Annotated in this window: 22 protein-coding genes; 15 read left to right on the forward strand and 7 right to left on the reverse strand. The window is 67.8% G+C overall.

Annotated elements, in window-relative coordinates; all coding sequences use genetic code 11:
- Window positions 1-9: 9 nt before the first annotated feature.
- Window positions 10-771, forward strand: coding sequence for an ABC transporter permease (locus ACZ3II_RS30155; RefSeq protein WP_465521564.1), 762 nt, complete (start codon window positions 10-12; stop codon window positions 769-771).
- 81 nt (window positions 772-852) lie between these two features.
- Entirely contained in the window at window positions 853-2844 is a 1992-nt protein-coding gene (locus tag ACZ3II_RS30160) for an APC family permease (protein ID WP_465521566.1), read from the forward strand.
- A 16-nt stretch (window positions 2845-2860) separates the two neighbouring features.
- Here ACZ3II_RS30160 and ACZ3II_RS30165 read toward each other — a convergent pair whose 3' ends face one another.
- A complete protein-coding gene (locus tag ACZ3II_RS30165; protein ID WP_465521568.1) occupies window positions 2861-3256 on the reverse strand; it encodes a hypothetical protein in 396 nt (131 codons plus the stop codon).
- Between the two features lie 98 nt (window positions 3257-3354).
- Here ACZ3II_RS30165 and ACZ3II_RS30170 point away from each other — a divergent pair, with 98 nt between their 5' ends.
- The 6 genes from ACZ3II_RS30170 to ACZ3II_RS30195 all read left to right on the forward strand — a co-directional run bounded on the left by ACZ3II_RS30170 (window position 3355) and on the right by ACZ3II_RS30195 (window position 9135).
- The gene (locus ACZ3II_RS30170; RefSeq protein ID WP_465521570.1) at window positions 3355-4080 is read left to right on the forward strand and encodes an arsenate reductase/protein-tyrosine-phosphatase family protein; all 726 of its coding nucleotides are present in this window, start codon (window positions 3355-3357) and stop codon (window positions 4078-4080) included.
- Window positions 4077-4469 (forward strand): VOC family protein, encoded by a 393-nt coding sequence (locus tag ACZ3II_RS30175; RefSeq protein WP_465521572.1) that lies wholly within the window; start codon window positions 4077-4079, stop codon window positions 4467-4469. The genes ACZ3II_RS30170 and ACZ3II_RS30175 overlap by 4 nt, the downstream gene beginning before the upstream one ends.
- Window positions 4462-5616: a chromate efflux transporter gene (gene chrA / locus ACZ3II_RS30180; RefSeq protein ID WP_465521575.1), complete on the forward strand. Its 1155-nt coding sequence runs from the start codon at window positions 4462-4464 to the stop codon at window positions 5614-5616. Before ACZ3II_RS30175 ends, chrA begins: the two co-directional genes overlap by 8 nt.
- A gap of 500 nt (window positions 5617-6116) precedes the next feature.
- Window positions 6117-7256, forward strand: a complete 1140-nt coding sequence (locus ACZ3II_RS30185; RefSeq protein ID WP_465521577.1) for a chymotrypsin family serine protease — start codon at window positions 6117-6119, stop codon at window positions 7254-7256.
- Window positions 7257-7619: 363 nt separating this feature from the next.
- Entirely contained in the window at window positions 7620-7853 is a 234-nt protein-coding gene (locus ACZ3II_RS30190) for a hypothetical protein (protein ID WP_465521579.1), read from the forward strand.
- A 484-nt stretch (window positions 7854-8337) separates the two neighbouring features.
- Window positions 8338-9135: a hypothetical protein gene (locus tag ACZ3II_RS30195; protein WP_465521581.1), complete on the forward strand. Its 798-nt coding sequence runs from the start codon at window positions 8338-8340 to the stop codon at window positions 9133-9135.
- Window positions 9136-9332: 197 nt separating this feature from the next.
- Here ACZ3II_RS30195 and ACZ3II_RS30200 read toward each other — a convergent pair whose 3' ends face one another.
- Entirely contained in the window at window positions 9333-9575 is a 243-nt protein-coding gene (locus tag ACZ3II_RS30200; RefSeq protein ID WP_465521583.1) for a hypothetical protein, read from the reverse strand.
- 379 nt (window positions 9576-9954) lie between these two features.
- Here ACZ3II_RS30200 and ACZ3II_RS30205 point away from each other — a divergent pair, with 379 nt between their 5' ends.
- The gene (locus tag ACZ3II_RS30205) at window positions 9955-11118 is read left to right on the forward strand and encodes an IS110 family RNA-guided transposase (protein ID WP_465521585.1); all 1164 of its coding nucleotides are present in this window, start codon (window positions 9955-9957) and stop codon (window positions 11116-11118) included.
- Window positions 11119-11176: 58 nt separating this feature from the next.
- Here ACZ3II_RS30205 and ACZ3II_RS30210 read toward each other — a convergent pair whose 3' ends face one another.
- Window positions 11177-11674, reverse strand: coding sequence for a YfbM family protein (locus tag ACZ3II_RS30210; RefSeq protein WP_465521587.1), 498 nt, complete (start codon window positions 11672-11674; stop codon window positions 11177-11179).
- A 307-nt stretch (window positions 11675-11981) separates the two neighbouring features.
- On the opposite strand from ACZ3II_RS30210, the gene ACZ3II_RS30215 reads away from it, so the two are divergent.
- From ACZ3II_RS30215 to ACZ3II_RS30230, 4 genes are all read left to right on the forward strand, one after another.
- Window positions 11982-12587 carry an SMI1/KNR4 family protein gene (locus tag ACZ3II_RS30215; protein ID WP_465521589.1) on the forward strand — a complete coding sequence of 202 codons (606 nt, stop codon included), beginning with the start codon at window positions 11982-11984 and terminating at the stop codon, window positions 12585-12587.
- Between the two features lie 196 nt (window positions 12588-12783).
- Complete coding sequence (locus tag ACZ3II_RS30220; protein ID WP_465521591.1) at window positions 12784-13326, forward strand: DUF2716 domain-containing protein; 543 nt, start codon at window positions 12784-12786, stop codon at window positions 13324-13326.
- Between the two features lie 135 nt (window positions 13327-13461).
- Window positions 13462-13866, forward strand: a complete 405-nt coding sequence (locus tag ACZ3II_RS30225) for an Imm10 family immunity protein (protein WP_465521593.1) — start codon at window positions 13462-13464, stop codon at window positions 13864-13866.
- A gap of 51 nt (window positions 13867-13917) precedes the next feature.
- On the forward strand, window positions 13918-14328 hold the full coding sequence (locus tag ACZ3II_RS30230) for a hypothetical protein (protein ID WP_465521595.1): 411 nt from the start codon (window positions 13918-13920) through the stop codon (window positions 14326-14328).
- 74 nt (window positions 14329-14402) lie between these two features.
- Here ACZ3II_RS30230 and ACZ3II_RS30235 read toward each other — a convergent pair whose 3' ends face one another.
- Window positions 14403-15890 carry a hypothetical protein gene (locus ACZ3II_RS30235; RefSeq protein ID WP_465521597.1) on the reverse strand — a complete coding sequence of 496 codons (1488 nt, stop codon included), beginning with the start codon at window positions 15888-15890 and terminating at the stop codon, window positions 14403-14405.
- A gap of 256 nt (window positions 15891-16146) precedes the next feature.
- Window positions 16147-17397: a hypothetical protein gene (locus tag ACZ3II_RS30240; RefSeq protein ID WP_465521599.1), complete on the reverse strand. Its 1251-nt coding sequence runs from the start codon at window positions 17395-17397 to the stop codon at window positions 16147-16149.
- Between the two features lie 1013 nt (window positions 17398-18410).
- On the opposite strand from ACZ3II_RS30240, the gene ACZ3II_RS30245 reads away from it, so the two are divergent.
- Window positions 18411-19055: a TVP38/TMEM64 family protein gene (locus tag ACZ3II_RS30245; protein WP_465521601.1), complete on the forward strand. Its 645-nt coding sequence runs from the start codon at window positions 18411-18413 to the stop codon at window positions 19053-19055.
- Window positions 19056-19098: 43 nt separating this feature from the next.
- Window positions 19099-20052 (forward strand): helix-turn-helix domain-containing protein, encoded by a 954-nt coding sequence (locus ACZ3II_RS30250; protein ID WP_465521603.1) that lies wholly within the window; start codon window positions 19099-19101, stop codon window positions 20050-20052.
- Here ACZ3II_RS30250 and ACZ3II_RS30255 read toward each other — a convergent pair.
- Entirely contained in the window at window positions 20035-20544 is a 510-nt protein-coding gene (locus tag ACZ3II_RS30255) for an alpha/beta fold hydrolase (protein WP_465521605.1), read from the reverse strand. The two genes, ACZ3II_RS30250 and ACZ3II_RS30255, sit on opposite strands and share 18 nt — an antisense overlap.
- 137 nt (window positions 20545-20681) lie before the next feature.
- Window positions 20682-21065 carry a hypothetical protein gene (locus ACZ3II_RS30260; protein WP_465521607.1) on the reverse strand — a complete coding sequence of 128 codons (384 nt, stop codon included), beginning with the start codon at window positions 21063-21065 and terminating at the stop codon, window positions 20682-20684.
- Window position 21066 lies beyond the last annotated feature (1 nt).

Consider the following 21066-nt stretch of genomic DNA (forward strand, 5'->3'; position numbering starts at 1 on the left):
GGACCAGCCATGACCACGCACTTCCTCACCGACACCGCCACACTGACGCGCCGCTCTCTGCGTCACATCTTCCGCAGCATGGACACGATCATCACCACCACGATCACGCCGATCGGCTTCATGCTGCTGTTCGTGTACGTGTTCGGCGGCGCGATCGACGCCGGGACCGGCCCGTACGTGGACTACATGCTGCCCGGCGTCCTGCTCATGACGATCGCCTCCGGCATCGCGTACACCGCGTTCCGCCTCTTCCTCGACATGCAGAACGGCATCTTCGAACGCTTCCAGTCCATGCCGATCGCGCGGTCGTCCGTCCTGTGGGCCCACGTGCTGACCTCGCTGGTCGGCAACCTGATCTCCCTCGTGGTGGTCGTGCTCGCCGCCCTCCTGATGGGCTTCCGCTCCGGGGCCGGTCCCGGGGCCTGGCTCGCCGTCGCCGGCCTGCTCGTCCTGGTCACCCTGGCGCTGACGTGGATCGCCGTCATCCCCGGCCTGTCCGCGAAGTCCGCCGACGGCGCGAGCGCGTTCGCCTACCCGATCATCTTCCTGCCGTTCATCAGCTCCGCGTTCGTGCCCACCGACGGCATGCCCGGCCCGGTGCGCGCCTTCGCCGAGAACCAGCCCGTCACGTCCATCGTCGACGCGATCCGCGCCCTGTTCACCGAGCAGCCGGTCACCGGCCACCTCGGGACCGCGCTCGCCTGGTGCGCCGGCATCCTCGCCGTCGCGTACGTCCTGGCCATGCGCCTCTACCGCCGCAAGATCTCCTGACCGTCGGCAGCGCGTTTGTTAACGCTTTTTTGACGCCCGTCAGCCGTCACTTCCCGTCCCGCCCGCGCAACGATGGGCGGGATGGGAAACAACGACAACACCTTGCCGGGGTACGCGATCCCCGCGGTCGTGGACACTCCGGCCCAGCGTCCTCAGCACGGCGGGCCGCTGGCGACGTGGCTGCTCGAGCACCGGGTCCAGCCGGTCGGCCCGGCCGCCGGCGAGGCGCACGCCGAGCAGCATCCCTGGTGGAAGGTGATGTGCCTGACCGGCGTCGACTACTTCTCCAGCCTCGCCTACGTGCCCGCGATCGCCGCCGCAGCCGCCGGCGCGGTGTCGCCGCTGGCCACCCTGCTGATCGTGGCGCTGACCCTGCTCGGCATGCTGCCGATGTACCGGCGGGTGGCCCGGGAGAGCCCGCACGGCGCCGGGTCGGTGGCCATGCTGGAGCGGCTGCTGCCGTTCTGGCGCGGCAAGGTCTTCGTGCTCGTGCTGCTCGGGTTCGTCGCCACCAGCTGGATCATCACGATCACCCTGTCCGCGGCCGACGCCAGCCTGCACGTGCTGGAGAACCCGCACGCCCCGCATGTCCTGGAGGGTCACGCCGTCGCGCTGACCGTGGTCATGCTCCTGTTGCTGGGCGGGGTGTTCCTGCTCGGTTTCAGCGAGGCCGTCAGCGTCGCGATCCCCCTGGTCGCGGTGTTCCTCGGCCTGAACGCGATCATCATCGCCGCCGGTGTCGCCGAGATCGTCACCACGCCCGGCGCGTGGTCGGCGTGGACCACGGCGCTCACCGCCGGCGGCGCCGGCCCCGGAGACCTGCTGGTGCCCGCCGTGCTGGCGTTCCCGATGCTGGTGCTGGGCCTGTCCGGGTTCGAGACCGGGGTCAGCATGATGCCACTGGTCGCCGCCACCGGCGGGGACGAGAGAGAGCGGCTGCGGTCCCGGATCCACAACACCCGCAAGCTGCTCACCGGCGCCGCCCTGATCATGAGCGTGTACCTGCTGGCCAGCAGCATCGTCACCACCGTGCTGATCCCGGCCGCCGAGTTCGCCGAGGGCGGCGCCGCCAACGGCAGGGCCCTGGCCTGGCTGGCCCACGAGCATCTAGGGGACTTCGGCTCCGTCTACGACGTCAGCACCGTGCTCATCCTGTGGTTCGCCGGCGCGTCCGCGATGGCCGGGCTGGTCAACATCGTGCCGCGCTACCTGCCGGGGTACGGCATGGCGCCGGAGTGGGGCCGCGCGGTCCGGCCGGTCGTGCTCGTCTACACCGTCCTCAGCGTGGTGCTGACGATCGCGTTCGGCGCCGACGTCGACGCCCAGGCCGGCGCCTACGCCACCGGCATCCTGGCGATGATGGTGTCCGGCGCGTTCGCCGTCACCGTCACCGCGTTCCGCGCCCGGCAGCGCCTCGCCGGCGCCGGGTTCGGGCTGCTCACCGCGATCCTCACCTACGCCCTGGTGGAGAACGTGATCGACAAGCCGGACGGGATCGCCATCTCGGCCATGTTCATCGCCGGCATCGTCGTCGTCTCGCTGATCTCGCGGGTCTCCCGGACCACCGAGCTGCGCGCCGACCACATCGAGTTCGACGAGAACGCCCGCCGGTTCATCACCGACACCATCGCCTACGACGGCCGGATCAACCTGATCGCCAACCGCCGGCAGGCCGGCGACGCCGCCGAGTACGCGGGCAAGGAACGGGAGCAGCGCGGCGACAACCCCGTACCCGGCACCGCTGATGTGATCTTCCTGGAGATCGACGTCGTGGACCCGTCCGCGTTCAGCGACACCCTCACCGTCCGCGGCGTGCAGGTCGACGGCCACCGGGTGCTGCGGGCGGAGGCGCCGGCCGCGCCGAACGCCATCGCCGCGATCCTGCTCGCGCTGCGCGACACCACCGGGGTTCGCCCGCACTGCTACTTCGCCTGGGCCGAGGGCAGCCCGCTGGTCCACATGGTCCGCTACTTCCTGCTGGGCCGGGGTGACACGGCCCCCGTCGCCCGCGAGATCCTCCGCGAACACGAGCCCGACCCGGACCGCCGCCCCGGCATCCACGTGGGCGCGTGATCACGGGCGCCCGGGATCACTGACCGGGCCGGCCGGCGTTGCACCTGGTGTTGAACTGCGCCTGGATCGCGTTGCCCTGGGCGTCGGTGATCGTGGCCGTGACGGTGACCTCGGTCGGCGTCCAGCAGCTGGCGGAGAACATGGCCTTCCGGATCCGGGAGTCGCTGCTCTCCTGCCGGTCCCGCAGGTTGCCGCCCACCACGAAGAACGTCGCGCCCGTCGGGTCGGCACCGCCGTCCCAGGTCACCGAGCAGTTGATCTGCCCGCTCTGGGTGCTGGCCTGGAACGAGAAACACTGCAGGGCCCGCAGCCGCAACGGATCCGCCGCCTGGGCCGCGGTGGGGGCCAGGGCCACGGTCGTGGCCGCGAGGGCCGAGAGGACGGCCCCTGTGAGCAGACGTCGCTGGAGCATCGTTTCCACCTTTCTCGTTACATCGGAGTTCCGTTGCAAGGTGTTCGCACGGCATCGACCGGCGGATGCATCAAATTGGTTTGATGTATTGTGCGGGCATGGGGTTCGACGCTCCGCCTGAGGTCCTGATCGCAGCCGGGCATCCGCTGCGGTGGCGGCTGCTGGGCGCGCTCGCCCACAGCGACCGCGCGGTGCACGAGCTCACCGCGCTGGTCGGCCAGCCGCAGAACCTGGTCTCCTATCACCTGGGCAAGCTGCGCAAGGCCGACCTGGTGACCGCCCGGCGCAGCACCGCGGACGGGCGCGACACCTACTACCGCCTCGACCTGGTCCGCTGTGCGCGGCTGCTGGCCGGCGCGGGCGGCGGCCTGCATCCGGGACTGCGGCTGCGGCCGCCCGCTGCCGAGCCGGTCACGGGCGCCCGGGTGCTGTTCCTGTGCACCGGCAACAGCGCGCGGTCGCAGATGGCCGAGGCGCTGCTCCGGGCCCGTACCGCCGCAGGGGTCGACGTCGTGTCCGCCGGCAGCCACCCCAAGCCCATCCACCCGCACGCCGTGGCGGTGATGGCCGACCGCGGCATCGACCTGACCTCGCACCGGGCCAAGCACCTCGACGAGGTCGCCGGCCGGCGGTTCGACCGGGTCGTCACCCTGTGCGATCGGGTCAAGGAGGTCTGTCCCGAGTTCCCGGGCACGACCGTCCACTGGAGCACCCCGGACCCCGCCCGGGATCCGGCCGGGCGGCCCGCCTTCGAGACGGTCGCCGGCGATCTCGCCGAGCGGATCGAGTTCCTGCTGCACACCCTCCACGAGGAGAAGTCATGAGTGATCAGACCGTGCACGTGCGCTATCTGGTGGACGACGTCCAGGCCGCCGTCGACTTCTACACCCGCCACCTGGGGTTCGCGCCGATCACCACGTTCCTGCCCGCCTTCGCCGACGTACGCCGTGGCAACCTGCGCCTGCTGCTGTCCGGGCCGGACAGTTCCGCCGGCCGGGCCATGCCGGACGGCAGGGTCCCGCGCCCGGGCGGCTGGAACCGTATCCACCTGCTCGTCGACGACATCGACGCCGCGGTGGCCCGGCTGCGCGCGGACGGCGTCGCCTTCCGCAGCGAGGTGATCAGCGGGCCCGGTGGCCGCCAGGTCGTGCTGGACGACCCGGCCGGGAACCCCGTCGAGCTGTTCCAGCCGGCCGGGGCCGGCGTTGCCTGACACCCGGCACCGCGCCGACCTGACCACCGTGCTGAGGCAATGGGGCCGTATCGGTTGCATCGGCTTCGGTGGGCCGCCCGCGCACATCGCCCTGCTGCGCAAGCTCTGCGTCGACGACCGCCGGTGGCTCGACGCGCGGGAGTTCGAGGACGCGGTCGCCGCCTGCAACCTGCTGCCCGGCCCGTCCTCCACCCAGCTGGCGATCTTCTGCGCCTGGCGGGTCCGCGGCCGGGCCGGCGCCCTCGCCGGGGGCGCCGCGTTCATCGTGCCCGGCCTGGTCGCCATCCTGGCGCTCGCCGCGTTGTTCCTCGGTGACCCGCCCCTGTGGGTACGCGCCGCCGGCGCGGGCGCCGGCGCCGCTGTCGCCGCGATCGCCGTGCAGGCCGGCACCAGCCTGATGCCGCCCGGATGGCAGCGCGCGCCCGAGCGGAGCAGCCGCCTGCGATGGGTTCTCTACCTGCTGATCGGTACGGTGGCCGCCGCGACCGTCGGCCCGTGGCTGGTCCTGCTGCTGGTCGCCTGCGGTCTCGCCGAGGTCCTGCTGCAGCGCCCGCCCGGCGTACCGCCCCGGCCGCATGTGGGATTGCCGGTGCTGGCCGCGGCCGCCACGGGCGGTGGGGTGCTGCTGTCGCTGGCCTGGACGGCGCTCAAGGTCGGCGCGCTGTCGTACGGCGGCGGGTTCGTCATCATCCCGCTCATGCGCGCCGACGCCGTCGACCAGCACCACTGGATGACCGGGGCGGAGTTCCTCAACGCTGTCGCCCTCGGCCAGATCACCCCCGGGCCGGTCGTGCACACCGTCGCCGTCGTCGGCTACGCCGCAGCCGGAATCGGCGGTGGCCTGCTGGCCGCGGTGGTCGCGTTCAGCCCGTCGTTCGCGTTCGTCCTGCTCGGCGCGGACCGCTTCGACCGGCTCCGCGGCAACCGGCACGTCCGGGCGTTCCTCGACGGCGCCGGCCCCGCCGCGATCGGCGCGATCCTGGGCTCCGCCGTACCCCTCGCACTCGCCCTCGATCACGCCTGGCAGTACGCCGTCCTCGCCGGCGCCGCCGTCCTCACCCTCGCCCTGCGCCGCGGCCCGGTGCTGACCCTGTCCGCCGCGGCCGCCGCCGGCGTCGCCGTCGTCCTGGCCGGCGGCCCGATCTGAGCACCTGGGAGCGCCTCAGGCGGGTCGGCGATCGACATACACGGCTCGACTCCGGCCCTGCGCGTCAACCTCCGTCGCGGTGGACGCGGTCACCGTGAAGCCTTCGGAGTCCCCGGGCCCCCGGAGCCGGCCCACCTGCAGGTACGACGGTTCGTGACAGCTCCGCCACCCGCCGCTGGTACAGGGCGCGCACCCGCGGCGACGCCGTGCTGCACCCAGGACAGATCGCAGAGGCGGGAACCGCACGCGTTCGTACGTGCATGCCCTGCCTGTCATCGCTGACCTTCGCCAACGGCACCGTTGCCCGCCACGGGAACATGCTCATCCACCTGTCGCTCAACAGGCCGCACTCGAGGTCTCAGCGTGGGCCCGGACCACGACGCCCAGCCAGCCGCAGCCGCGAGGAACACCCATCAAGAACTCCCGGATAAGGAAACTTTACTTATAGACTGTCGTCGATCCCATGCTCGACTCGTCCCCCGCGTGGAGAGGCACACCGCATGAACGACAACAGGCGCCCAGGGGCTGCCCTCGGCATCGCCGTCGCGTTGGTCATCACCGGCGCCCCCGCCCCCGCCACTGCGCAGCCGGCCCCGCAACCGGCCGCGCACCGCTTCGAGTTCCCCGCCGAGGCACGCCGGCAGGTCCCGCTCGTGCAGGCCGCCGGCACGATCCGCCGCGCCGTCGACCCGGGCGGGAGCTCCGGCTACGCCGGCCTGGAGCTGCAGGACGAGCGGGTCGTGCTCTGGTGGAAGGGCACCGTGCCAGCCCCGGTCCGCCGGGCTGTCGCCGACGCGCGGCACACGGCCCCCATCGGAATCGCCACCGCCACCCACTCGCTGGCCGAGCTGCGCGCGGCCGGCGCCCGGCTGCGCACCTCCCTGGCCGAGCGGAAGCCGCGCATCAAGTACGCGGTGGATGGCAGCCGCGTGGTCGTCGACGTCGCCGGAGGCGCCGGCTTCACCAGGGCGCAGGTGCCGGCGGTCGGGGTGCCGGTCGAGGTGGTCGACCAGGGGGCGAAAGTGCTGACCAGCCGCCGGGACGACTGGCCGCAGTGGAAGGGCGGCGCCGACCAGATCAACGGCAACTCCCGTTGCACCACCGGCTTCGCGGTCCGCAACGCCGACGCGGAGTTCATCCTGACCGCCGGGCACTGCGGCAGCAACGGGAACACGATCCGCGACGGGGCCGGCGAGTTCGTCGGCACCTTCACCGGCGACCGCGACGACCACGACATCGCGCTGATCCACACCCCGGGCGGGGCCGACAACGTGATGTACATGGGCGGCCTGGACAGTAACGCGGTCACCACGGTCGAGGGCTGGGACTGGGTGTTCCCCGGGGAGTACCTGTGCCAGTCCGGCGGCTCCTCGGCACGCGACACCGGCGGCCCGGTCTGTGGGCTGCGGGTCGAGAAGTTCAACACCGACTCGGGAGACGCCGTCGAGGCGCGCCAGGTGGACGGCCGCCCGGCGGTACGCGGCGGCGACAGCGGCGGCCCCGTTTTCGGACCGTCGGCCAGTGGCAACGCCATCGCCAAGGGCATCAACAACTACACATACGTCGGCAACAACACGATTCTGGGCTTCCAGGACTTCGGCACGGCGACCCGCGACTACGGCATCTGGATCACCGACTGACCGGCCACTCGGGTCACGCCTCGTGACGCGCCGGCCGCGGCCGCCGTCTGGCGGGAACGGCGGCCGGCGCCAGGCCGGTGACCGCGCCAGCGCGGCCACCTCGAGATAACCGCGGACGGCCGGTGGTGGTCCGCATCGCTCTACTGGTCACCGGATGCCGACGAGCCAGACGCTTCACAACCCTGAACAGCACGTTGTGGGCGGCATGATCGGACGTCATGTAGCGCCGATCTGGGTCTGCCGCCGGCTCGTCGCCTGGACAGTACACATCCGTGACGGTGTGGTCGGTGCTTGATCGCGCGGCGGACGACGGCGCAAAATCATCGGCGAGGTCGACCGAAGAGATGAGCGGGGTGACTCTCTATGGTGCAGCCCGACGACTGGCTCCCCCTCGCCATCGGTGATGTGCTCGCCGAAGTCAAGCAAGAGGCTTCCCGGCGCCTGCTGGAGGAGTTCGGAATTCGGCTGTCAGAAATTCCGGATGATGAAATTTCAGTCCACCATATGCAGGACGCTCCTGACCGAACTCGCTCCTACCGGGTCTTAATCAGCCGGAAGGCCCTGCTCGCGCGCCAGCATCCACCTGACGTGCCATAGGGACTTCGATGCACGATCATCGGCAAGTCCGACCGGGTAAGTCCGCCTTGATCACGTGAGCTCTCATCGGCACGGCAGGATGCCGACCCGATCCGAGCGCGAATCGCGGATCGCGGCAGAAGAGGACGCTCGATCTTGAGCAACCGCAGCATGCCCTGTGACGTGAAAATCTTATGGTCCAGCATTAGCGATCGCTGTAGTCTCGTGCGCCAGGCTTGCCCAACGCGCGCGATGCCGGGTATGCGCGCGTCACTGAACCCAAGGATGGCGGCACCGTTCGAGTCGGTCCAGGTTCCCGGAGAACTCCTTCAACCCACCGTCACTATGAACGCTCCCTGCCGCAATCACGCGATATGCGGCAGACGAGTTCTTCGGTGATGCCCAGCCGAATGCAATTCTTCTACTGGAGGCCGCGGGCTGACAGGATGATCTAGTGCGACGTGTAAGTGCTGAGCTTGTCGACCTTGTTCCGGCGGGGCTCATCGTGGGCCGGGACCTGGCACCCGAGCAGCTCGGGGTTGGGCCTCGGTTCCGGCTCGCCGAGGGCGCGGTGGAGGCTCTCGACGAGCGGCTGCGGCCGGTGAAACGCCGCAGTGTCGACGTCGGCGACCAAGTCCGGCTGCTCGCCGCTGAACCAGGGCTGGGCGTGGTGGTCCTCGGCGGCGAGCGGACCGTCACGTTGCTGGCCGGTGGTGACCGGCACGAGGTGGCGATCGGTGCGGCCGACTCCGCCACCATGCTTCCCGGCGGGCAGGTGCTGATCACCGCACAAGGCAGCGAAAACTGGGCATATCTGGTCAGCGCAGACGGGCAGATCCTGGACCGGCACGGCCTCGACGTGGCGGGCGCGAGCGTATTTGCGCTGGCCCACCCGTTCGACGGCTCTGTTCTCTTGACTGCGGGTTTCGGGCAGGACGGCTGCGTGGTGAGTCTGGCTCAAGTCGTCGACGGTTCCCTGACGGTGGAGCGATTCGCCGAGGACGTCGACGCGGCGGATTTCGCGCCGGCCGGGGACCAGCTGCTGATGTTGCCGCATCCCAGCGCCGACCACGAGACGGCCGTGTGGAGCTGGCCGAACCGGACGCCGGTGGCGAGGCTGGAGTCCGCGGAGGAGGGGCTCGAACTGCTCGGGTTCTATCTGGACGACGCGCATGTGGTGCTGCACGACTACCGGCGTGGGCCGATGCTCTGCAACCGTGAATTGCGGCCGCTCGCCTGGATCGACTTGCCGCCGGTGCCTTCAGGGACGGACATAGAAGGACCGCTCCCGACGTCGAGATGACGGTGACGTAAAGGAAAACGGACCCGCGACAATGAGAAGAATGAGGCCCGGTTCAGGGCCGATCATTAATGCTCAGTAGGTGGTAGCCAACGCACTCCTCTCGGCGCGAGCGGGCGCCGGGCAGCGCACGTCGGCCGTGACGTGGCGCAGCGCACATATCGCGGCACGAGAGTGCGCAGTGCGCGATCGTGGATCGGTCAGCAATCTTCATTAGCCGGTGCTAGAAGGCCGGCCAGTCGATGGCGCCACTCTCGGCGGACGACGTCGAACCTCTCATCGTCGAGCGAAGAACGTTCGCGCAGATCGGCGGCGAGTGCTTGGAGGTCGTCCGTCTTGCGGTGTCTTTGCTGATCGTGTGATAGCGACACCGACGACTCGCAGACAATTTCGACTAGCGCTCTGATGATCGCCGCTGCGTTATCGAGGGTCTTATCGCTCATAGGAACGATGCTGGGGGAAGGACGGCGGCGTGTCGATCACCCGACGGCCTGAACCGAGACCGCTACGGCTTCCCGCCCCGAGCGACCCTGCCCGTCGGCACCTCCGGCGACGGGGCAAGCACCAACGGCCGATCCAGCCATCGCACGAATCGCGGCTACTTGTTTCATTGAAGTACGACCGCAGCCCGGCCAGGCTTGGTCGAGGTGACCGGTGGGATCGCCCGCTCGCGGCTGTCCACCGCAGGTATTTGGTGTGACTCTCAATTGGCATGCGCCTGCCGGTCACCGTGGCGCGGAGTGGCTCAAGAGGGGTATGCCCAGCTCAAAGTAGCGCTGCCCTCCCGCCGACACGTTGTCGGATCGAGGGAGAGGCAAGCACATGAGCCAGGTCATCATCGGCGTCGACCCGCACAAACGCTCCGCCACCATCGAGGCCATCGACCAGCGCGAACGCATCCCCGACAAGGGCCGGTTCGCTACTGACACCGACGGCCACCAGGCCATGCTCACCGCCGGCCGCAAGCACACCGACCGGATCTGGGCGGTCGAGGGCTGCAACGGCATCGGCCGGCACGTCGCTCAACGCCTGGTCGCCGACGGCGAGACCGTCCTGGACGTACCCGCGAAACTCTCCGCCCGCGCCCGGGTCTTCTCCACCGGCCAAGGCCGCAAGACCGACCCGGTCGGCGCCCACAGCGTCGCCGTCGTCGCCTTGCGGACGCCTGAACTGCGACACGTCATCATCGATGACACCACCGTGGCGCTGCGGCTACTCGTCGACCGCCGTGATCAGCTCGGCCGAGCCCGTACCGAGATCGTGTCGAGGTTGCACCACCTGCTGCTGGAACTCATTCCCGGTGGAGCGAAGAAGTTTCTGTCCGCCCAGCAGGCCCGCGCCCTGCTCAACACCGTCCGGCCCCGCGACGTCGTCGGCAAGACCCGCCGCTGGCTGACCTCCGAACTCATCCACGAACTTGTCACCATCGACAAGAACATCAAAACCGCGAACGGTGAGCTGACCGACCTCGTCGCCTCGACCGGCAGCACGCTGCAAGACCTGCACGGCATCGGCCCGTCCGGCGCCGCACGCCTGATCGGCGACATCGGCGACGTCAGCCGGTTCACCAGCCGCGGCCGCTTCGCCTCCTGGAACGGCACCGCCCCCATCGACGCATCCTCCGGCGACCAGAACCGCCACCGGCTGTCGCGAGCCGGCAACCGCCGCATCAACCGGGTCCTGCACATCATGGCCGTCGTCCAGCTGCGCAACGACACCGAAGGACGCCGCTACTACCGGCGCAAACTCGCCGACGGCAAGACCACCATGGAAGCGATGCGGGCGCTGAAACGCCGGCTCTCCGACGTGGTCTACCGACAGATGACCGCCGACGCCAAACGGCTCAGGACGGGCCCGGGAGGACACGTAGGGGCGACTCTGCAATCCAGCGCGGCCGACCCGAACCCCAAGATCGACACTTCGGAGAAGTCACTTCCCGGACCCGCCGAAGACCACCATAGAACACCGCTGCTCACCGCCCCTTGACACAGAGGGGTGCCAGTTAGGTAAGCCGGCTGCAGGGAAAGCGGTGCAGAGGATCGGCTTACTGATCAACGGTGAAAATAACTGCACGGCCTACAGCTGCAGCTTTGCGGTAGAAGTCCCGTACTTGGGTGAACCAGTACCAGGTGTAGTCGAAATCTTCATTGCTTAGGACACCTTGGTAGTCCTCAGGGTTGATGCGGTCGTAGCGCTGGCGCATCCAAGTCTGGTCTACCGCTGCGAGGGCTTCAGCAACCTGGGCGACCTCGGTAGAACGCAGGTGCGCCACGACGTAATCCTCGCCTTCGTAGTGGTGGCCGCCGCCAAGTACCGCCATATCCAGCGAGGACAGGCGCCTACCGCTACCGAGAGTGCCGTCGCTCAGACACCGGTGGATGGCATCCCATGCCTTGTCCGTCTCGCAGTCCAACGGCTCGCCTTCCCAGTCGCCCATTTCCAACTCGTCAACGAACTGTCGAACCTCGGAGTCGTCACGCGTCGCCATCAACGCTGTTTCTTGATCATCAGTGAGCGCAAAGAACATCCCGCGGCATGCCATGGGCGGCAGGGTACATGAGCAGCCACCGGGGAAAGGCTAGCGACCAACGAGGCTCGTTGACCGGCACGCCGTGGGTTCACCACCGATCACAGGGCAGCAGGTAGCCCGCTCGGCGGCAGATCCGGATGTTCGGTTCAAGCAATTCGACGTTCTGTTGGTGAGCCATTTGCGCTTCGGTGATCTCTGGCTATGACCTCACCGGGCTCGGTCGCCTCCGCACAGTAGAGGCTGTGCAGTTCAAGAGCCGCGCGCTACGGTCCCGACCATGGGACAGGTCACCGACGCTTGGTCGGCCATCGAGAGGTGGATGGCGAGACACGCACCGCGGAGCGCGGAGCTGCTGGCCGGCCCCGCCGACCCGGCCGAGATCGCCGCCGCCGAGGCCCGGCTCCGGGTGGCGTTCCCGCCCGAGCTGGTCGAGTCGCTGCGCCGCCACGACGGGCTGAGCCGGTGGGGGTGGGACAACGTGCTCCCCGGGCAGCCCCCGCTCCAGGTCGCTCAGATCGTCGCGCATCACGAAATGTGCATGGAGATTGCCGGCTACTCTGACGGGCGGAAGCCGGTCGAGGAGGGCGGCGACGAGCCGTGGTGGCACCCCCTCTGGATCCCGTTCGCCGAGATCGACGGCGACGCGCAGATCATTGACCTGCGACCAGGCCCCGGCCACGGGCGGCTGGGCTGGGCCTACCACGACGACCGCGGCACCTTCCGCGACGCGTGGCCGAGCCTCGGCACCTACCTGGCCGCGACGGCCGATGCGCTCCTGCGCGGCGGCGGCACCAGCAGGTACGCCGACGGTGGACGGTACTGCTTCCCGTACCTGACGCCGGAGGACACGCTGTGGTGGGCTCCTCCGGGCACGTCCGACCTGGACGGCGAGCCACTGCGCCCGGCACCGGTCGGCCTCACCTGAACGTGAAGTGACGGTGCGCAAGCGCCAGCGCGCGTCGCGGCAGATAGCTCGATTCCGCACCGCAGCGAGGGTGTATGCGTGCCGGTCAGCGCGCTGCGCGGGCTACGACGGGGACCCAGCGCGCGTTCTCTGCGGCATGAGAGGTCGTTCCTCATCCCCACCCCACGCGCCTGAATCGGTAGGTGCGGTATCGCGTGTGATCGAACGAGTCCAGGGTGCAACGATCTATCTCGTGTCTGGGCCGAAATGGGATAACGATGCGTGGCAGCAGATCCGGGACTACGAGCAGTTTTGGACCCCCTTCGATGACCGCTTCCACTTTCGGCCCGGCGTAGAGCCCGCCACATGGCCGGCGATCAAGGAGCCAGCCGGTTCGGTGACGTTCGACCTCAGTCCTGTCTTCAAGGGTGCTAGCGACTTTTCCGCCGACGAGGACGCGCTGAACGAGCAGGTTCTTTCTGCCATGACCGCCGTCTTCTCTGCCGATCTTCCATTGATCGCTCTGGACTGGCAGCACACGTCGTACTACTTCTGGCCTCATCGGCAGGCCGTCGAAGGGCAGTCGTGGCGTGTCTCGGCCTTACCCAACGGCGACTACCATGCGTTGATCACCCAGGACTTCAAGCAGGGAACCTTCGGTCACCCCTGGGAGCAGACGATCTGCGTGTTCGGCAAGGACCTGACCGAGATGCTCGTGCCGGAACTCGCCTTGTGGCTGCCTGAAAAGCGGAGAAGATGACCCGGGTGCCCCGCGAGCCGGAGCCGAGACGCGGCGGAACCCGCTGTGATACTGACGTCCCTGTCGAAACCGGCGCGCATCGCGGCAGAAGAGGGTGTCGGCATCAGCCGGGTGGTTCATGGTACGAAGTGCCGTATGGCGATCGAGTTCGTGGCGCATATTGTCGGCGTCGACGATGATGACAACTGTTCTATCGCGGGCATTGCCGAGTGTGACGACGGCTCCGGTCGCTCACTCGTCTTCCAGGCCGGCGCCGAACCTCCGGATGACCAGGACGTAAGGCTGGGCATGGACACTTATTGCCTCGTCACAGAGCACCACGGGACGGCCTACGGATGCGTCCGCGAACTGACCGTCGATGGTGACCGCATGCGGGTCGTGCTCGACAGCGACGCCCTTGGCGACCTCGGCCTGAGCGACGCCGAAATCGAGATTCGGTTGGCTGTGCAGCCCGCGTCCATCGACGCCCTGCGGAATTCGCTGGCGCGAATTTTGACCTACGGCCGGCCCAACGCCCAGCCAGCACTGCTGCAACTGTGATGCCGCAGAGCCTTCTCTGCGGCAGATGAGGGCGGCAGACTGCCCAGCAGTATGGTCGACATCGTGCATGCCGCTTCTCGCCTCTCGGGTCTATCTGAGCTGTCCGAGGTACGGAAATTATGGTTCAGCGATTGGTACGACGGTCCCCTCACGGGCGTTGCCCTGTATGACGGTCGCGAATATTGGTTCGTCATGGTCACCAACGACGTCGGCGAGCACTGGGATTTCGAGCCTCGCGTCTACGTTCTGCACCGCCTGACCGAGGAGCAGTTGGCGCAAGCGTGGGAGATGCATCGCAGCTTTGCGGAAGCCGGCGTTCCTGGGTGCCTGCACTCACCTCCGTGCGCCGTTGCCGACGCCGTGGGCGGCGAGGTGGTGGAGGCTCTACGCGATCGTTGGCCGCCTGAGCACGAGGACGACTACATGAACGCTCCAGTGGTCGGGTGGTTTCGGGACGCATAACGCCTTGCTACCGACGCACAACTCGCGGCATGACAGTGTGTCGTTCGGCCCGTTCAGAGACAGCCGACGGTACGTCATCCCTGACCCAAACCAGCTTCGGCCTGGTGGTTATTGACCGGTTGGATCCGTCGGGCCGCAGTTTCGGATACCTGTTGAAGGTCAGCGGCGATAATAGTGGCGGGATCCATATTCAAAATTTTTTTGATGACAATATTTGTGAGTACCGAGAGGGGGCGGCGGTAACGGTAGGCGGAGACTTCACGATTTCCGATGCGTTTGTTCCACATACTCTTACACTCGAAACTGGCCAAACGATGAAGTGCATAGCTCACTGCGGTCTTGCTCGCTACGGCGCCGTGTGACTTGACCGTGTTACAGGCGCCTTCCGCCGCCAGCTGCACAGCCTGCAACGTGACCGGAAGCGGCCAACGCGTCAGCGCCTCGCCCGCGAGGCCGAGGAACTGATCCCGCTGCTCCGAAGTGGGCTCGGCGACTCTGGTTCCCGCGAGCCAATAGTTAAACGCCGCATACGCCTCCTCCTTGAGAAGGCGGAAAGCGAGCACAACGAAACCGTCCCGCCGTTCATGGGACATCTCGGCATCGAAAAGTCGCTGCTCCAACTGTCCCGCAAGGAGGGCAGGTGGAGGGCCCTCATCGGCAGCACCGTCGCCCGCCGTCCAGCAGACCATCCGAAGGTCGATCTCAGGAACTTCTGAGCCATCGCGCGAAGGCCCTCTTGCCTCGCGCCACGCGTTTCGGCATTCGGCGCCCCACGCGAACGCGTCAGCACGGGTTGCCGGATCGGGGTAAAGAAGCTCGCTGATCTGCACGCCCTTCAATAACTCCTGTTCGAGTCGGGGCGTCGGCGCTAGCGGTCTTTCCCAGCCAAAGGCAGCCGAGATGGGATCACTATCATAGCGCCACAGCGGCGGCGGAAATGGGTTCGCATAGCGATGTTGTGTAAGCAGCGCGTATGCCGTCGCCTCGTCATGGACCGACGCAACCGGGGGAACGACCGTGACCGCCGGCCGTCGCCGAGTCCAGTCGGCGATGAACGACTGCATCTTCGCGCCCCACAATATTTTCGCATGTTCTTGCGCGGTGCGGTCGCGCCATCGGCGGGCGGCTGTCGCATACCGTTGCAGTGCCTCAGTTCCGGTATTTTTAGCGATCGATTGACTGAAAGTCTCGTCACAGGCGACGCAGCGATCGATCGGAGTGCCGTCGCGTAGCGCCTCAAGATCGCCCCTGGTACGCAGCGACAACGACTCCTGGCAGACAGGACAAGTTTTGTTCGTCACGACCATCCGCACCCCCGCTGCGGCGACGCTAGCGAGCCGGCCAGTGGGGATACCCCACTCTGCGGCCAAGGCGGCGGGCTGCTCGCGCCACCGGTTCTCACTCGGCCCTCCACCTGGAACGGCCAAAGCCCAGTACCGATGCCCCAACTTGATCAGCGGAAGTGGTGCCGCATCCAGCGGTAATAGCTCCCACCGGATCGGGTTGGTTGTCACCTCGACGAAGTCGCTATTCTTGACCTGGTCCGAGACCCAATCACTCACATCGGACAGGATGTCATATTCTCCGGATCCTTTCCAGCTCAGCGTGAGCCAACAGTTGATCACCCCGACCCATCCTGAGTGGTTCTCGCAGCGACCGGTCGCACGCTCGGCGGCAGATCAGTACGTCTTCAGATAGTCGCCGGGGCGGCCTGCTAACGCTCATTCTCTCATATGGGTATCGACCTATAGCCAAACGGGAAGCCTTGCCCGTTGCATATTCCCTAGAAGCCTTACCAAGCCGTCGTGGGCCCTGCAGTCACAGGCCCGCACGGCTTGCGAATCTATGCGCCGTCCACACCACGGCCCGGTGTGTCGCCCCGTGGTCGAGACACCACCAACGGGGTGCGAGAAATGAAAGACCTGGAATTCTCTGGCGCGTTCCGGGAATAAGTGCGAGTACGGGATCGAATCGGAGCCGGACATCCACGATTCCTGGTGTGGATCTGGCGGCACTCTCGATGTGCGCGTTGACTGGCACGCTTAGCAGGACCAGCCGATCGATACGCAGTCCTTGGCAGATGGCTCGTGCGGCGACCTCGCCGCCGTAACTGTGCGCGAAAACCGCATGCAATCCCCCGGGCGCTAGGTCGGCGGCCCAGTCCGCCAGATCCCGCGCGGCGAGTCGCCGGTGCCCTACTCGCAGCGCTCCAGTCCAGTGCGGCCGTGCACCACCGGTGTAAAGACCGAGGTGCGGCAGGCCGGAATCGACATAGGTGTGAAAATCACCGTTGGGACGCCACCAACGACTCGTCCACCCCCACGTGCCGTGCAGCAGCACCGATACCCTTCCTGTAGGAGTGGCCATCGGCAGTTCGGATGGCTCATCCGGTTCGTCGTGGGACTGCTCGATAGCTACGGCGAGAGCGAACCCCCGTGTTACATGGTCCGGCGACCGTAACGCCTGTTCAAGCCGACGACGCACAATCCTCTGGAGGAAAACAATTCCCTGGGACACATAAGCCCGGCGAAGCCGGCCAACGAACATGTTGAACTGAAAGCCCCAGCCGCGGCCATCAGCCCACTCAATTACTCCTCGGTGCGGGTCATCGCTGTCGATCAGTTCCATCGGAACGTTCTGCCTCAGCGGGTCGTCTTGCGTTGCGATGCCCATGTGCCGCATCAGGCCATCCAGTGCAGCCGCAGCCGCCGCCGACTCCCGCTCGTTACGACTGGCGAGTATTGCTAGAACAAAAGCGATCGCATCGGCTGCCGAATTACTGCGGATGAATCGTGTCCATAGCTCGACCCGGCTGGCGGGCTCGATTAGCGCCAGCCCAATCGCCTGCACTACATCCTCTGGGCGCAAATAGTAGCTACGTCCGACGATCTCGCCGAATCCCATGTCGTAGAACTCCCGCGACAGATCATCAGCCCCACCGGTGAACAGCGGCACCATCGCCACCACGCGACAGATGTTGGTCGGTTCGCCCACCTGTCCCGCTGATGCGGCATCTCTGACTGGCTCAAACCAGGGGCCATCAGGTGGCCCCTCCGGATAATCACTCATGGTCGCGGCCCCTTTCATCAGCAGTGTGCACCAAGGGACGTTGCGGGGTGTCAGAAACAACGATTGCAGCGGTCAACGAACATTCGAGGTGTCGGAGTCACGCTGCCCGATTGACGGCTCGATCCAAGCGTTGCGGGCGTTCGCTGCGGGAGCTTTCTCGGCGTTGACGTTCAGGGTGCCAAGGAGCTAGCGTTGCGCCATATTCAGGGAAATCATCAGGATGAGCTCGATGAGATCCGAGCTGCTCGAATTTATATTAGGCTTAGTCATCCAAAAATGCGTCGTACACACGATATCAGGACCAGTCATTTTGTCGACTGATCTATCGCGTTGAGCCATTCATTTTTCTGCCGTTTTGCAATCAATCAGAATTACGTGGCAGTTACTCGACCGCGTCAAATTCACTCTCATCGGCAGATCCGTGCATTTGCAGGGCTGACCTCCGCCCGGGCTAGCGGTGGCAGAGCGCCATCCGGTGAGGATGGGGCACATCGGGCACCTATCGACGCTCGTCGTGGCGGTTCCGGGCACGGCGGCTGTTCTACGAGAACGAGACGCCGGGCATCGCCGCCGCAGGCCCGGGGAGTCCGTTGATCTCGACACGGCCGGGCAAGGGCGGCACTACCTGCCGGCGTCATCGAAGTGGCAGGTGAGCGAGCCCGCCGGTTAGGCATCCTCGGTGACGAACCGATCGGTGAGGACGATGGGCACGGTCCGGCGCGCATCCTCGCTTCAGGCCTCGTGCGGGCCATCGTCGCAGCACTCGACGAAGATCACTCTGAAGCAGTTGCGGACCCGCTACGACCCGGCGACCTGCGAAGAAGCCGACATCTAACCCGACGCTAGAACATGTCCGACCACGACGATTTCGCCGACTCACTGGCGCCGCGCTTCATCGGCCTACGCGATTTCTGTCGTGGCGCGGCAGCAGCCGGAGACGCTGTTCTCCTCGGCCTCCTGATCCCCTGCACCCCCCGGCAGGGCTACGGGCCTGCGGCTGGTTCACTGGCGGGATGCTTCCCCGCCGTCCCGCCGTACGTATGGCGCTCCTGGCCGCCCTGATCCTGGTGTGCGCCGCCGCCGTCGCGGTGATCGGCGTGCCCAAGCCGGACCGGCTGGCGGCGACGGTCGACGGGCTCGGCGCGGCCGGGCCGGTGGTGGTCGTGCTGGCGACGGCTTTGCTGCTCGCCGCCCTGGTGCCGCGCTCGGTGCTGGCCGCCGGCGCCGGGCTGGTGTTCGGGCCGCTCGCCGGTGGCGCGTACGTGCTGGCCGGTGCCGCCCTCGCCGGGTTGCTGGCGTTCGCGGCCGGGCGGGTGCTCGGCCGCGAGTTCGTCGCCGGCCGGGACCGCCTGGCCGGGGTGGACGCGTGGCTGACCCGCCGGGGCGTGCTGGGCGTGGCGTTGCTGCGGATCCTTCCGGTCGCCCCGTTCGGCCTGGTCAGTTACGGTTTCGGCACGACCGGGATCCGGATCGGCAGCTATCTGCTCGGCACCGCGATCGGGGCGGCGCCGAGCACGTTCGTCTACGCGACAGTCGGCGACACCGCGCTGAATCCGGGCAGCCCCGGCTTCCTCCTGTCCCTCGCCGCCGCGGCGCTGCTGGCGGGTGGCAGCGCGGGCGCGGCGATGCTCGTACGCCGCCGAACCCGCCCGGCCTGACGGGCTTGCATCTCCACCTACTGGAGGTAGGAGGCTGGTCCGCGTGGACGAGAAGACGCTGTATTCGATCGGGGACCTGGCCCGGCACACCGGCTTGCCGGTGCGCACGATCCGGTTCTGGTCCGATGCCGGTGTTCTGCCACCCACCCACCGCAGTCCCGCCAACCACCGCCGCTACGACCTGAGCGCGATCACCCGCCTGGAGCTCGTTCGCCTGTTGCGTGACCTCGGGCTCGACCTGGCGACCGTCCAGCGGGTGCTCACCGGGGACCTCACCGTGCCGCAGGCGGCCGCTCTCCATGCGGAGGCGCTCGACATCCAGATCAAGACGTTGAGGGTACGCCGAGCGGTGTTGCGCATGGCGGCGAAGCGGGACGCCGGCCCCAAGGAGATGGAACTCATGCACCGTGTCGTCCAATTGTCCGAAACCGAACGTCACCGGATCATCCACGACTTCGTCGACAGCACGTTCGGTGCTGTCGACGCCAACCCCGAACTGGTCGGTCTGCTCCACTCCGCCATGCCGAACCTGCCCGACGAACCGACCGCCGAGCAGGTCGAGGCCTGGATCGAGCTCGCCGAGCTGGTCCAGGACACCGACTTCCGAGCCGGCATCCAGCGGATGGCCCGGCACCAGGCCGCCGAACGTGCCGACGGTGACCGGACGGGCCTGCACCACGACCTGACCGGCTACGTCCGCGACCGTGTGACGGCAGCCATCACGGCCGGGATCCCACCGTCATCGGCGCCGGCCGCCGCCGTCGTCACCGACCTGGTCGCCGGTTACGCGCGCACGTTCGAGCGCGCCGACAGCCGGGACTACCGCGCCGACCTGCTGCTCCGGCTGGAGGTCGCCAACGACCCACGCGTCGAGCGGTATTGGCGCCTCCTCTCCGTCGTCAACGGGTGGCCCGCCGTGCCCTCGCTCGCACCGGTGTTCGACTGGTTCATCCGGGCACTGCACCACCACCCACAACCGTCAGCGCACGCCGCGTAGCAGGGCGGCGAATCCGGCGGGGTCACGCAGGTGCGGGAAGTGCTCGTCGCCGAGGTGCAGGGTTCGGGCCGTCACGACACGGTCCGGGCCGGCAGGCGCCGCCGGCTGGCAGGCCGGGGTGGGATGCCAGCCGCGGTAGGGGGCGAGGCATGCGGGGTCGACCCGGGCGAACTGGTGGTACGCCTCCGGCACCCCGCACAGTGGATCCGGGTCCTCGTTGCCGATCGTGATCACCGCGTGGGTGACGAGCCGGTCGGCGAGGGCTTCGGCGAGCGCCGCTGACCTGCCGTGGCCGACGAGGATCGGTGGCCGGGCCGCGTCGAGGCGGTACACGAGCATCGCCAGGTCGTGAGTCAGCAGATCAAGACCTGCCCGATCGCGTACGGCGGACCGGCCGTGACCGGGCAGATCCACGGCGACGGCGGTGAGGTCGTCGCCCAGTTCGGCGGCGACCGGCCACCACATGGTCCGGTCGTAACCCAGGTCGTGCAACAACACGACCGGGCGGCCGAGGCGGCCCCAGCGGTCGTGGACGAGGAGATTCTTGGGGCTTCCATGGGCATGGGTCGTACGCAGGACGTCCTCCGGGGGCGCGCAGCAACAGAAGCGGGACGGGGTATACCCAGCTCCTATATGCGCAGCACACCCAGCCGGCTCAGCACCACCTCGGGCAGGGCGTCCGCCGTCGCGGCGGCGGGGGCTCCGCAGGCCGGGGACGGCGGCGAGGCCACGATCGTGGCGAGGGACATGGCCTGGCCGGCGACCCGCAGGCGCTGGTTCAGCCGGGGCGTCCAGCCGGCGCCGTGGTCGTGGTCGTGCTCGTTGACCAGCCGCGTCGCGTGCTCGTGTGACGGGCACGGCTCGGCCACCGCGACGGCCTCGGTGTGGTGGCGCTGGTGGTGCGGGCTGGCCGCCGAGAACAACGCGGCCGCCGCGACCAGGAACAGCAACATGACCAGCACCACCGGCCGGGCACGGCGTGCCCTGATGCGCGGCGGCGGGTACACGGTCACC

This window comes from Actinoplanes sp. NPDC019969, assembly GCF_055562375.1.